The organism is Planktothrix paucivesiculata PCC 9631, from assembly GCF_900009265.2.
Lineage (GTDB): Bacteria > Cyanobacteriota > Cyanobacteriia > Cyanobacteriales > Microcoleaceae > Planktothrix > Planktothrix paucivesiculata.
The window spans coordinates 109,709-122,567 of sequence record NZ_LR735018.1 but is presented as its reverse complement, the minus strand read 5'-3'; the positions used below and the strand labels follow the sequence as shown (position 1 = coordinate 122,567).

At 36.5% G+C, this 12,859-nt stretch carries 11 protein-coding genes; 2 read left to right on the top strand and 9 right to left on the bottom strand.

Features of this window, described 5'->3' with window-relative positions; genetic code table 11:
* Positions 1–17 precede the first annotated feature (17 nt).
* Entirely contained in the window at positions 18–335 is a 318-nt protein-coding gene (locus PL9631_RS14765) for a LapA family protein (RefSeq protein WP_083621464.1), read from the bottom strand.
* Between the two features lie 45 nt (positions 336–380).
* Here PL9631_RS14765 and PL9631_RS14760 point away from each other — a divergent pair, with 45 nt between their 5' ends.
* Positions 381–1,463, top strand: a complete 1,083-nt coding sequence (locus PL9631_RS14760) for an IS630 family transposase (protein ID WP_083616166.1) — start codon at positions 381–383, stop codon at positions 1,461–1,463.
* Between the two features lie 171 nt (positions 1,464–1,634).
* Here PL9631_RS14760 and PL9631_RS14755 read toward each other — a convergent pair whose 3' ends face one another.
* Together PL9631_RS14755 and PL9631_RS14750 are read right to left on the bottom strand one after the other, a co-directional pair.
* Entirely contained in the window at positions 1,635–2,432 is a 798-nt protein-coding gene (locus PL9631_RS14755; RefSeq protein WP_156090582.1) for a DUF3153 domain-containing protein, read from the bottom strand.
* A 120-nt stretch (positions 2,433–2,552) separates the two neighbouring features.
* The gene (locus tag PL9631_RS14750) at positions 2,553–3,878 is read right to left on the bottom strand and encodes a hypothetical protein (protein ID WP_083621462.1); all 1,326 of its coding nucleotides are present in this window, start codon (positions 3,876–3,878) and stop codon (positions 2,553–2,555) included.
* 178 nt (positions 3,879–4,056) lie between these two features.
* Here PL9631_RS14750 and PL9631_RS14745 point away from each other — a divergent pair, with 178 nt between their 5' ends.
* On the top strand, positions 4,057–6,660 hold the full coding sequence (locus PL9631_RS14745; RefSeq protein WP_083621460.1) for a dynamin family protein: 2,604 nt from the start codon (positions 4,057–4,059) through the stop codon (positions 6,658–6,660).
* Between the two features lie 243 nt (positions 6,661–6,903).
* On the opposite strand, the gene PL9631_RS14740 is transcribed toward PL9631_RS14745, so the two are convergent.
* The 6 genes from PL9631_RS14740 to PL9631_RS14715 all read right to left on the bottom strand — a co-directional run bounded on the left by PL9631_RS14740 (position 6,904) and on the right by PL9631_RS14715 (position 12,707).
* Positions 6,904–7,302, bottom strand: coding sequence for a toxin-antitoxin system TumE family protein (locus PL9631_RS14740; protein WP_197046379.1), 399 nt, complete (start codon positions 7,300–7,302; stop codon positions 6,904–6,906).
* On the bottom strand, positions 7,299–7,598 hold the full coding sequence (locus tag PL9631_RS14735) for a hypothetical protein (RefSeq protein WP_083621456.1): 300 nt from the start codon (positions 7,596–7,598) through the stop codon (positions 7,299–7,301). The genes PL9631_RS14740 and PL9631_RS14735 overlap by 4 nt, the downstream gene beginning before the upstream one ends.
* 111 nt (positions 7,599–7,709) lie before the next feature.
* The gene (gene clpB, locus PL9631_RS14730; protein WP_083621455.1) at positions 7,710–10,334 is read right to left on the bottom strand and encodes an ATP-dependent chaperone ClpB; all 2,625 of its coding nucleotides are present in this window, start codon (positions 10,332–10,334) and stop codon (positions 7,710–7,712) included.
* Positions 10,335–10,741: 407 nt separating this feature from the next.
* Positions 10,742–10,927 (bottom strand): hypothetical protein, encoded by a 186-nt coding sequence (locus tag PL9631_RS14725; protein WP_083621453.1) that lies wholly within the window; start codon positions 10,925–10,927, stop codon positions 10,742–10,744.
* 378 nt (positions 10,928–11,305) lie between these two features.
* Complete coding sequence (gene rsgA, locus PL9631_RS14720) at positions 11,306–12,448, bottom strand: small ribosomal subunit biogenesis GTPase RsgA (protein ID WP_083621452.1); 1,143 nt, start codon at positions 12,446–12,448, stop codon at positions 11,306–11,308.
* Entirely contained in the window at positions 12,438–12,707 is a 270-nt protein-coding gene (locus PL9631_RS14715) for a sulfurtransferase TusA family protein (protein WP_083621450.1), read from the bottom strand. Before PL9631_RS14715 ends, rsgA begins: the two co-directional genes overlap by 11 nt.
* Between the last annotated feature and the right edge of the window lie 152 nt (positions 12,708–12,859).

Sequence of the window (12,859 nt, the reverse complement as noted above, 5' to 3'; positions counted from 1 at the left end):
GGTAATGGGTAATGGATTTATTTAGTTGCGGTTTTGTCAATGGGTGGTTTTTCGTTGGGGATAACTTCAGGAGTCTGGGTTAATACTTCTGCGGAAGTCAATACACTTGTTTGTTGAGTTTCTAAGGAGGTTTGATACTCATTGCGTTGTTTTTGCAGATTTTTTTCTAACTCCTGAATTCGTTTTTCCTGTTGTCGGATTTGGCGAGAGGTTTCTCGGTTAGCAAGGATTTGCTGCAATCTTAACCATAAACTAAAAATCCACGCTAAGAATGCGCCCAATCCCAGAGCAACAATTAATTCTATGGAAATGGGGGCTTGTAAGTAGGTGGTCATAAATAGAGTTAAAATAAGAAATGAAGAAATATCAGAGGAATAGTCATGCCACTGAGGTTAAGAATTCAACTAACAGAAGAAGAAAAACAAGAGCTACTAACTCTGTATCAGCAAGAGAAAGTTCCGAAAAGAACAAGGCAGAGAATAGATATATTAATGTTTAGTGATGGAGGATGGATGGTCTCAAAAATAGCCCAGACTTTAAGGTGTTCAGAAGCCATGGTAAGAAAAACAATAACTCGATGGATAAATCAAGAAAAAGAAGGATTATTTGATGCTCCTCGTTCGGGAAGAAAACGGAGGTGGAAAGAAGAAGATATAGAATATTTAGAAACTTGTATAGAGTCAGATGAAAGAACTTATAATAGCCGTCAACTGTCGGAAAAACTTCTGCGAGAGAGAGCGATCGCACTAAGCGCAGAAAGAATTAGAAAAATCTTAAAAAAAAAAGACTGGCGCTGGAAAAGAACAAAAGCCAGTTTAAAGAAAAAACAGAATCCCGAAAAAACAGCGAGCAAGAAAAGAGATTTGGAGACGTTAAAGCGTTATGAAGAAGAGGGTTTGGTCAGATTAAAATATTTAGATGAGGCAGGTTTTTGTTTATGGAGTCCTGTGAGTTACACCTATGTAAAAAAGGGGAAGCAGAAACAAATAAACCAGACGAAAAAGCGAGGAAAAAGATTGAATGTAATTGGAGTATTAGAAAAAGGAAAAAGTTTTGAGTACGGTTTAAGTTTGTCAGGAATTACAAGTGAGAATTACATAAAATTTATAGATTGGCAAGCGGAAAAAGCTGAAAAGCATTTTCAAAATACTCGACAAATTACCGTACTGATTCAAGATAACTACAGTGTCCATAAAAGTCAAAAAATACAAGAAAAAGAAAGGGAGTGGCAAGACAAAAAATTAGAATTTTTCTTCCTGTCTGCTTATAGCCCTGAATTGAATGAAATCGAACCAGAATGGCATCAATTAAAAACTCATGAACTGGCGGGAAGAATGTTTGAAGATGAATATGATTTGAGCCAAGCTGTGATTCAAGCCATTGAAGATAGAAACGAAAGAAATGATTGTACCTGCGATCGCTTGCGATTTAATTCCCTGAGTAACTCTCAAGAATTATCCTAAACAATCTTTTTCTATTATTGACTTTATTTATGACCACCTACTTACAATAAAAACAAACAAAAAATTTAATGCACGCATTTTGATTTTCTCCTATAGATATTGAGCACAGAGACGCGCCGTGGCACGTCTCTACGGGGGATGAATGGTATTTTATGGGACTTGGGAATGGAGTTAAACTCGGTTAGGAATTGGAGATTGTCCGGCTTTAAATTTGGGGATAAAAGTATATTTGAGATAAATTCCGAAAGCCGTGATCAGGATAATTATGACTGTCCAAATCCCAATGGGACTGGGAACCAAAAAAATCGCTTCTAATTGATTAATTTCTCCGGGTTTAAGTTTCCAGACGACCTGTTTTCCCTGGGATTCAATATTGAATAATAGGCGTTCTCCCCCGCCCTCAGAAATAGTCATAGGATTAATGACCCTCGCCCCCCAGGGAGTGGTTAAGACAAATTCTAGTTCTAATAGGTTTCCCGAACTAATTAATACATTTTCTGAGGTGGAAAGTAGGGAAAGCGATCGCAAATCTAATTCCAAATTCAGATGATTGCGTAAGGCAAAAAACCAATTATTTTGTTTAAGGTTTAAATTGGCAGAAAATTGAGGAAGTTCAATATCAGATTTTTTCTTGGATTTTTTAGTATTGAATTCAGCAGGATTAAAAAATTGATTGAATTTTGTCTCTAAATCCTTACCATTATTAAAAGGAATGGTAACTAATATTTCCTGTTGAGACAGTCGTTTTGTTTTTCCTCTTAACTGTTTAACCCGTCCTTCTAAACTAGATATCCATTCATCAATGACATCATTACTAAAACTTGTGAGTTGTTCTCCTAATTGAATCTTTTGGACGATTTGACCATGAGTCTGATCATTAAATTCTACTCCCACATCATATCTAACACAGCCACTTAACAGAAAAATGGCACAAAAAACAATAGTCAATTGTTTAATGATTTTGATCATCGTTTTATCCCAAGCAATTATTGAATATTATATAGCGCGTCTTGATCAATTGTGTTAGGGTAGATGGCGATCGCGATAACTTAAAGATTCTTAATCATTGTTGATGGCCGCAGTTGGGTTTTAAATACTAACTTCTTCCTCAATTTCTTCTTCTGATTCTTCTCTAACTTTAAAATACCAATAAAGATTAGCAACTGTTAAATTAGATGATTTTTCTAAATTGGCTAGATTTAATGTTCTATAACCAAAATTTTCGGCATTTTCACTAACATAAATTTCTGCTTCTTTCCGTAAAGTAGAACGCATTAAAAATTTAAGCTGTTGTTCTAAGGAGGAAGAATGAGATTTTTCTCTTATATTTTCATAAAAAATCTGTTCGGGTGGTTTCTCAATCGTTTTTAAAGATGATTCTGAATTAGAAACAGAATTTAACTTGCTCTCGTTCAAATCTACACTTTCTAATAATTTTAAGTCCGAAGGAGGTAAACTGTTGAACCAATCAACTTGATTTTTCCAGAGTTCTAAAGCTGCTAGATCATGATTATGAATCCGGGTAATTTCAGGAAAAATGAAATCTAACTCGTCTTGTGTTTGGCAATTTTCAATCACGTTTAACGCATCTTGACGAATTTTATTTTGAAAATAGGATAGACGCTCACTTAATGCTTTAGGTTCTCCTTGTAAATAATAGGTTAGCACGATCGCTTGTTCAATAACCCAAGAACATTCATATCGTCTCAGTTGACCTGCGGTTGACGTTTCAGAAAGAATGTGAGGACTATTATAAATTGCCAAAGATTCACTTAAGGTTTGTCGAGCGTTAGATAACTCGATATTTCTAGCATTAATATCTTGAATAGACGTAGCAATTTGTATAAGTTTGGTGGCTTCTAAAAATCGACTATAAGCTTTAACAAACTCTAAACGGTGTTGATTAAAGGTAATATCTTGAGCAACTTGATCAATATGTTGAATAACTTCTAATCCTTGATTTCTTAATGCTTGTTTAAGATCAATAAATCCGTCTTTTATTTCTAATCTCAGTTGTTTAACATCTTCTCGTAATTTTAAAGTTTGCCATAAATTCACCGCCGAAAGAGCAGCAGTAGTAGCTACACCCACACCAATAACAGCAGTAGTTGCTTGTAAAACGCCTAAACTGTTTTGTAAACCATTTAACTGTCCTAAAATCGATTGAAATCCCTGATTATTCAGATATCCATTACCTGCGTTCATCACCATATTTCCTCCTGCTAGAAGGGGGTTAGCGGCAATAAAAGGCGCAAAAGGTGCATTATCAAGCGTTAAACTTTTAGCGACTTCAACAAATTTACCCGTTATCGGATCTCTTAATATGGGTAAAAGTTGACCTGTGTTTGTCGTGGCTTGGATCAGCTTACCCGCAGCCCAAAGAGCTTGATTACCCGCACTAAAGATGTACTCCATTGCTTTTCTCCTTTATTTAGTCAGAGTAAAAAGTTAAGAAAATTTAACTTCTGTAAACAATTTATTTTTTTTGTAACCTTTGTTGCACTTACTTAACTGTAATTTAATTTAGAACAGTTTGCTTTTTTATGATACCATAGAATAATTCACGATCTCATAAATTAGATTGAACTGATATATGGACATCAGCTTAATTAACTGCGAGTCTCTGGCTTTATTGTCACGGATGGCAGGGCAAGAACTCCAGAAAAAAGATGCTACCCCGGCGGTAGTTTTTATGGCGTCGTTGCTGTGCGTACTGATGGGTGTTATTTACCAGGATGGTAAAATTACGCCTCAAGAAAGAGAGCGTTGGCAAACTAATCTAACTCGCCTGATTCCTCCTAACAGTAATTTAAAAAAATTAGTCCCTATTTTTACAAAACATATTCTTTTTTTTAGAATTTATAAAAACTTCAATGACTTATTGTTATTAATGTCTACTCTGTCTGATTCCGAGAAACTGTTATTAATCGGTTTTGGTTATCAAATGTCTGCTTCAGATGGTGAGATAGAGCTTAGAGAAAAAGATTATTTAGAAAACCTTGCTTATCAAATTAATATTGACTCTCGACATATACAAATTTTTGAATCAGCTTTTAGCGACCTAGTTATTGAAGATCAAGAGGCTCTTGTTGAAGTTCATAGTTTACTTGATCCGGCGCAATTTCAATTATTAGATAATATTTTTGTTTTAGCTGCTAAAAATATTGTTGAGATTTTACCCGCCAAACCCAGATTAAAGCGAGATAAGATTCGCGTTTTACCGACTTATGAGAACCTGAAACAATTTCAGAATTATCGCCAGGAATTAGATAATATTTGTTATCGATTTTATCAAATAATTGCTCAAGAGGAACATCAAGTCTGGCCGAAAAGTTTAATTCATGATATTCAAGAAATTTCTAATAAAAATCAATCAAAACGGTTTCGTGTAACGGTGGTGGGAGAATTTAGTCAGGGAAAATCAACCTTTTTAAATGCGTTAGTAGGAGAAGAAATCCAACCTGTACGGGAAATTCCTTGTACTGGCGTAGTGAGTATTTTACGATATGGAGAGCAAAAACGGGTCATTTGTTGTTATAAAGATGGACGTACAGAAGATATTGCCATAGAAGATTATCAAGAAAAAGTGAGTATTTCGGAAGAAGCTGCCATTGGCAATTTAAGTGATGAACTAGCTCATTGTAAAATTGAGGAAATTATTTTTGAACATCCTGATTTAGATATTTGTAGCAGTGGAGTTGAAATTATTGATTCTCCTGGGTTGAATGAACATCCTGATAGGGAAGCGATTACTCAAAAAATTCTTAAAGATACGGACGCAGCTATTTTTATCACCAGTGCTTCCCGTTGTTTGGCTAAATCGGAACGAGATGTGATAGAAGGATTAAAACTTACCTTAAATACAGGATTATCTGATCAACCTGCTAATAATCTTTTTATTTTAGTTAATTTTTGGGATTTGGTACAAACTGAAAAGGGACGCAATCAAATTCCTAAACGAATTGAAGAAAACATTCAAGGTAAAAAACCCATTATTTCAGGAGAAAATCGAATTCACTATATTTCTGCAAAATTAGCCTTAGATGCTATTGTGAATAATGAGCATAATGAATACATAGAAACTTTTGATTATTTTATTAATTGTATTCAAGACTTTTTAGTGAATGAGCGAGGTAAAATTGAAGTTACCTCTAGTGTCAATCGAATTCAAGCATTAACTGAAATAGCTGATAATAAGTTGAAACAGTTTGAGAAAATTTTAGAGGGAAAGATCAAAATTTCTGAATCAGCAAAAATGGAAATTTTTGAGAAAATTGGAGAGGCTAGTGGACGAGATGTTAGGATTTTAGAACAGGCAAAATATAGTGTAGCTGTTTCCCTAGAATACACCTCTGAATCTTGGAATAAATGGGTTGAAAAATTACAAGACCGTATAGCTAAAAAAGTTGATAAATGGACATCGAAACACTCACCTTTTGCAGATAAGGAGAAAGTTTTACAGGATTACTGCGAACAATTTACTCAATGTCTTTCTGAAGAAATACAAAATTGGATTGATGACTTACAATCAGAAATTTTATCCCAACAGGTAAAAGAGCTAAATAGTCTAATTCATTCCGAATTAGAAGCGATTAGAATAGATTTACAAAAATTGGGTAATCAACTAGGAACCAATTTAGATGAACAATTTACTAGCAGCATGGCGAGTAATATTCGAGCTAATAATTTGGGAATTAACTCTTTCAGGGCTGGTAGTCTAAATGATGATGAGGGTGGCTTCAATGTGCTTGGTGGTTTGGGAGCAGGCGGATTAACCGCAGGTGCATTACTTGGCTTTGTAGGCTTAGGATTTATCCCTGTACTGATCGTTGGAGGTCTAGCGACTCTCATTGGAGGTTTTTTCTTTGGTGGGCCAGATGAAAATGAGGTTTATAATCAGTGTAAGTGGCAGGTATATGACTTAGGTTTTAAAAAGTTTTTTGAGTCTGAAGAAGAAACTTTTAATACAATTGTTGAAAATATTGAATTAGTTTATCAAGAACGATATCTTGTAGTTACTGATTTTATTTACCAAGCAATCGCACTCTATGAAAATTTGATTGAGCAGCAAGAAGAAGCTCATACTAAGACTTTAGAGGAAAAAGAAAAAACGATTGTTTGGATTAATCAACAACACCAAAAACTTGAAAAAATTCAAAATGAACTGGAGGCTATTATTACTCAAGTTAGCAGTTAATTAACTAAGGGACGCAACGATCTATTACGACTAGGCTCAGAAACCGGGTTTCTCATGTTATCTATCGGCGACAATCGAAAGTTTTGTTAAGATCAGAAACCGGGTTTCTCATGTTGTCTATCGGCGAAAACCGAAAGTTTTGTTAAAAAACCCGGTTTCTCTTTCCCAAGTTAATTGGTGTTATAATCCAAGTATTCTGAATTTAAAATATCAATTTCTAAGGTGCTAAACATCTAATATCTTTCAATTTTCTAAATAAAAATTTAATTGCTCAGAAACTATTTTTAAAATCCCATCAAACCCCACTGGTTGATAGGGAAATACAGAGTCTTCCGCGGCATCATGTAGATGATCAGGATAAGTTTCTATCTCAGGATGATGAGCCGCATTATCCCAACGTTTAATCAATTGTCCATCATATTTTTGCCAATGGAAACTATACTTGATTATTTTTACTTGTCCAGATTCAATTTCAAAAAACTCAAACATTTCTAAAAAACTATGATCTTTTAAAGTTAGTCGGTATCGCCATAGTCCTTTATTAACTTGTGTTTCTTCTCTAAGAATACTAAAATCTATTACTTCTGGACAAAGAGCAATTAAGGATTTTATCAAAGCCAAATAATCCTCAGCATTCATCATAATGCTTTTTCTAATTTACCAATTTTGACTAAAATATCTTGTCGCAATTCACACAAACTAAACCATTCAAAAAAATCCATCTCATCCCCTAATATTCCCGCTTCAAATTGTTGTATAAACTGGTTAGAATCTAGCTTATAGTTTTGCTCAAACTTTTTAATATCCTGATCATAAATCGCTAACTTTTGACGATGACGAGTCAAAATAATGGTGAGAAGTTGTCCAATAATTCTATCTAATTCCGTGCGATCGCTACAGTTTTCACTCAGGAGTTCTAACTTTTCTAATGTATTCATTATTGCCTCTATTACAGACGATCTATTGTTAAGATAAGAAACCGGGTTTCTCCTGTTATCTATCGGAGAAAACCGAAAGTTTTGTTGAGCAACCCGGTTTCTATTTATTTATCACTCTTGAACAGTTAACAATTCCAGGGGTAAACGTTTAAAAACTAATCGTTCGTTTTCGATATCCACAAAAATTGTATCCCCATTCACAAATTCACTACGAAGAATTGCCTTAGCAATCGGTGTTTCTAATTCCCGTTGAATGGCCCGTTTTAACGGCCGAGCACCATAGACCGGATCATAACCGACTTCTGCTAAGAAATCTAAGGCAGCATCCGATAATTTTAACGTCATTTTCCGTTCTACTAAACGTTTTGATAAACGTTCAACTTGCAGACTCACAATTTGTCGCAATTCTGATTTTTGTAAGGCATGGAAAATGATCATTTCATCAATTCGGTTCAAAAATTCCGGTCGGAAACTTGCCCGCATTGCTTCTAATACCCGACTCCGCATTTCTTCATATTGGGAATCGGAACCCGATACATCTAAAATATACTGTGAACCCACATTACTGGTCATAATGATAATGCTATTTTTGAAATCAACCGTATGACCTTGGGCATCCGTGACCCTGCCATCATCAAGGATTTGCAACATTATATTAAACACATCGGGATGGGCTTTTTCGATTTCATCAAACAGAATAACTGTGTAAGGACGGCGACGAATTGCTTCAGTTAATTGCCCCCCTTCATCATATCCCACATACCCCGGAGGCGCCCCAATTAAACGGGAAACCGCGTGTTTTTCCATGTATTCCGACATATCAATTCGCACCATCGCTTCTTCGGTATCAAATAAATAGGAAGCTAAGGCTTTTGCTAACTCCGTTTTCCCGACTCCTGTGGGGCCTAGAAAGATAAAACTAGCGACGGGACGGTTGGGGTCAGATAACCCCGCTCTTGAGCGTTGAATGGCATCAGCAACGGCCGTTACTGCTTCATCTTGACCGATAACCCGATGGTGTAATTCAGCTTCTAAAGTTAGAAGTTTTTGCATTTCCGACTCGACTAATTTACTAATCGGAATTCCTGTCCATTTTGAGATGATTTCCGCAATATCGGATTCGGTAACTTCCTCCCGCAATAGGGTTTTGCCACTGGTTTGAGTATTTTCTAATTGAGCTTCTATGGCTTTAAGTTTTTTCTTGAGTTCCTCCATTTTTCCATATTTCAATTCCGCCGCTCGGTTTAAATCATAGTTACGTTCGGCTTGCTGAATTTCAATATTAACCCGATCAATTTCTTCTTTGATGGATTGAATATCGGTAATCACATTTTTCTCCGATTGCCATTGGGAACTTAGGCTTTGTTGTTCTTGTTTTAAAGTTCCTAATTCCGTTTCTATCCGTTCCAAACGTTCTAAAGAGGCAGCATCGCTTTCTTTTTTAAGCGATAAACGTTCCATTTCTAATTGCAAAATTCGCCGATCAATTTCATCTAATTCCTCTGGTTTAGATGTAATTTCCATCTTTAATTTAGCCGCAGATTCATCAACTAAATCAATGGCTTTATCGGGTAAAAAGCGATCGCTAATATATCGAGTTGATAATACCGCCGCCGCCACTAAGGCACTATCGGAAATTTTTACCCCATGATGCACTTCATAACGTTCTTTTAATCCGCGCAAAATTGAAATAGTATCTTCAACCGTGGGTTGATCAACATAAACCTGTTGAAAACGCCGTTCTAAGGCAGGATCTTTTTCAAGATACTTGCGATATTCGTCTAGGGTTGTTGCCCCAATACAGCGCAATTCTCCCCGGGCTAACATAGGTTTTAAAAGGTTCCCAGCATCCATCGCCCCTTGGGTTGCACCCGCCCCAACAACCGTATGAATTTCATCAATAAATAGAATAATTGCCCCGTTAGAATCGGTAACTTCTTTTAATACCGCTTTTAGGCGTTCTTCAAATTCTCCTCGGAATTTTGCCCCGGCAATTAACGCCCCCATATCTAAGGCAATTAACCGTCTTTCTTGCAGAGATTGAGGCACATCTCCCGCAATAATTCGCTGGGCAAGTCCTTCGGCGATCGCAGTTTTACCCACCCCAGGCTCCCCAATTAATACGGGATTATTTTTAGTTCTCCGGCTTAAAATTTGCACCGTGCGGCGGATTTCATCATCTCGTCCAATCACCGGATCAAGTTTTCCTTGACGGGCCGCTTCGGTTAAATCTCGACCATATTTTTCCAGGGATTCATATTTGTTTTCGGGTGTTTGATCAGTCACTTTATTGTTTCCTCTAATTTGAGTAATAATAGATTTGAGTTTGGTTTCATCTAAGTGAAATTCTTGAAATAAAGCCTTGCCAAAATGATCATCTTTAGTATAAGCTAAAAATAGATGTTCAATGGAAATAAAATCATCTTTGTATTCTTGGCGATAGGTTTCAGCTTTATCCAGCAGAGTGTCTAAACTCCGACCTAAATAAACATTAGCAATTGTTCCGGTTATTTTAGGCTGGCGATTGATAAAGCTATCGGTTTTTTCTCGAAACTGATTAACGGATATTTCAGCTTTACTCAGGATATTTTTAGCCAGTCCCTCTTGTTCGAGCAACGCTTTCATTAAGTGTTCAGTTTCAATTTGTTGCTGTTGGGATTGTTTGACAAGCTCGGGAGTTCGGGCTAAGGCTTCCCAGGTTTTTTCTGTAAACTTATTTGGATCGGTAGGTTGCATATTTATCCTCTACTTTGATGCTAATTAATTGATCGAAAATTAACAATATTAGGAAGGTTCTAAGTTATAGATTTCCTATAACACTTTCTTACTATACCCAACTCCATTAAAGTAGTTTATCTTATTTTCACGACCTTTCGAGTACGGTTCACCGAAAATTAGGTGCTAGGTGTTGCGAAGTCTGACTGGGAGAAAACAATACAACAGTTAATCTTAAAATCTGAAGGTTTAAGGGAAATTAATATAATTAAAGCATTTCGGACAGTGATTTATTTTCAATTGATGGAGTGAATATCGGGAATTTGGGATATATTCTCAGCTTATAAAGCTAATTTAGACTTTATTAGGCTTAAAATTTATTAAAATCCCATTATTCCCGATTCTCCGCTATAGATTAAGAATAGTTCCTAATTTTTAATCATAGTAGAACGCTGGGCTCGACAGGCTAGAAAATATTCAACTTCTTCCTCGGTTGTGACCCAGGTTTTTAAGTTCCCATTCCAGGTAAACTCAATGCGATGTCTAAGTCTTAATTGAGAGACCCGTTGATGAGAAACTCCTAAAATTCGCGCCACCTCAGATTGTCTTAACATGGAAATTTTTAACCAAAAATGGGTATATCGATTAACAGTAGGAAATCATTTTATTAACACTACTGTTCATCGGATTTGGCTTAATTTTATCAGGATTCTCTTTTCAAAAAAACAGTATTTATTCGGAAAAATAATTCGCTAAAATCGCATTTTTTCCAAGATTTGCGTAATTCTACTGATCCGATGAAGCAACAAAAAGTTATCCGGCAGGGAACATCGCAACACTGGAGGGAAAGAATTAACCGCCTAGATTTTCTGGATCAGTCTTTGTCAAACACCATGTCGGCGCGGTTGCTATATTAATCCCAAATAATTCCGGGTAGGGGTAATTCATGAATTACCCCCTACATATCCCTATATATTCGATTGATGCGATCGCTACTCATCATCCTTAAATTCTTCACATAAATCCTGTAGGGTTTGATGTTGAAAACGACGGGAAGAACGACGATATTTTTTACTAGCCAATTTAGGTTCTAATTGTTGTTTACCTCCTAATTTGGTTTTAGATTTAACATTAGTTTCTATATCCGGTTGTTGTTTAATAGCTTCTTGATACTCTATCGCAGTTTCTAAAAACTCCAAATAAATCGGATAACGTTCCCAGTCACCCCGAACAATACAATTTGGTTCATCTCGATGGGAACAATCACTAAATTGACATTTTCCTGTACTAAAACGGTGTTTTGCTTCGGGAAAATAATCAACTAATTCTTCTGGATGACATTCTAATTCGGGCTGATTAAATCCCGGTGTATCGGCTAATAATCCCCCAGTTGGTAATTGAAATAATTCAACATGGCGAGTGGTATGTCTTCCCCGTCCTAACTTTCCTGAAACCGTAGCAACTCTTATATTCAGACTCGGAATTAATTGATTAATTAAACTGGATTTTCCTACCCCCGATGGGCCGGAAATCACTGTGGTTTTATCTTTAAGTTGATAAAGTAAAGTATTTTCTTGAAAGGTATTTTCAGCTTGAAAAATAGATTTTTCAATCACTCTACGCTCAGAATCAACCGTATATTCTAAACCACTATTAACACTAATAAATAAAGGATAATATCCACAATTTAATAAGCGATCGCGCCAAAATAATAACGCCTCGGACGACACTAAATCGCACTTATTCAAACATAAACAGACCTCTAAACCCGTTGATTCAGCTTTAACTAAAAACCGACTTAAAGCCGTGATTTCTAACTCCGGTTCGGCGATCGCAAAAACCAATAAAATTTGATTAGCATTGGCAATTGGAGGACGACTCAGTTCCGTAATTCGAGGAAACACCCGAGCGATCGCCCCCCGTTTTCCCGACCAGTCCGGTTCCTCCACAACCACCCGATCGCCCACCATCACCTGCTGACCCATCTTTTTTAAAAGAGAACGACGGGTACATAACAATAGGGGTTCAGGTGCTACAACCCGGTCGGATTCCAGTTGAACCTGATAGAAATTTGCTTGAACTGCGACGACAGTTCCCACCAGTTCCGTTGTATTCAAGGAGTCATCACTGATCATTGGACGGGTTTAGGAGTGAGCAACGAACCTGAACCGCAAAAAACTCTCCACAATCTTTGATTTGTTCGATATGATATCCTGCCATGGTCAAACTATCGGGGACTTGTTCAATGGGTTCTCCCCCATCCAACCAAACTTCCAACAGCGAACCCGATGTCATCTGTTCCAGGCGCAATTTAGTCCGAACAAAATTCAAGGGACAAGGAGTCCCCCGCAAATCCAATTGAGCATCCGGCGTTAAAGTATCGGTTTCTCTCATAAAAACAAGATATCAAAATAATCAAAATCTGATATGAAATCATTAAATTAGTGCTACAGATGGCAAGGGAACGGGGAACAGGGAATGGGTAATGGGTAATGGGTAATACTTCGACTTCGCTCAGTAACAGGGTAATGGGTAATGGGTAATTA

Bases quoted from the DNA above. Each gene is read 5' to 3' on its own strand.
- PL9631_RS14765 (WP_083621464.1), bottom strand. From the start codon at position 335: ATGACCACCTACTTACAAGCCCCCATTTCCATAGAATTAATTGTTGCT.
- PL9631_RS14760 (WP_083616166.1), top strand. From the start codon at position 381: ATGCCACTGAGGTTAAGAATTCAACTAACAGAAGAAGAAAAACAAGAG.
- PL9631_RS14755 (WP_156090582.1), bottom strand. From the start codon at position 2,432: ATGATCAAAATCATTAAACAATTGACTATTGTTTTTTGTGCCATTTTT.
- PL9631_RS14750 (WP_083621462.1), bottom strand. From the start codon at position 3,878: ATGGAGTACATCTTTAGTGCGGGTAATCAAGCTCTTTGGGCTGCGGGT.
- PL9631_RS14745 (WP_083621460.1), top strand. From the start codon at position 4,057: ATGGACATCAGCTTAATTAACTGCGAGTCTCTGGCTTTATTGTCACGG.
- PL9631_RS14740 (WP_197046379.1), bottom strand. From the start codon at position 7,302: ATGATGAATGCTGAGGATTATTTGGCTTTGATAAAATCCTTAATTGCT.
- PL9631_RS14735 (WP_083621456.1), bottom strand. From the start codon at position 7,598: ATGAATACATTAGAAAAGTTAGAACTCCTGAGTGAAAACTGTAGCGAT.
- clpB (WP_083621455.1), bottom strand. From the start codon at position 10,334: ATGCAACCTACCGATCCAAATAAGTTTACAGAAAAAACCTGGGAAGCC.
- PL9631_RS14725 (WP_083621453.1), bottom strand. From the start codon at position 10,927: ATGTTAAGACAATCTGAGGTGGCGCGAATTTTAGGAGTTTCTCATCAA.
- rsgA (WP_083621452.1), bottom strand. From the start codon at position 12,448: ATGATCAGTGATGACTCCTTGAATACAACGGAACTGGTGGGAACTGTC.
- PL9631_RS14715 (WP_083621450.1), bottom strand. From the start codon at position 12,707: ATGAGAGAAACCGATACTTTAACGCCGGATGCTCAATTGGATTTGCGG.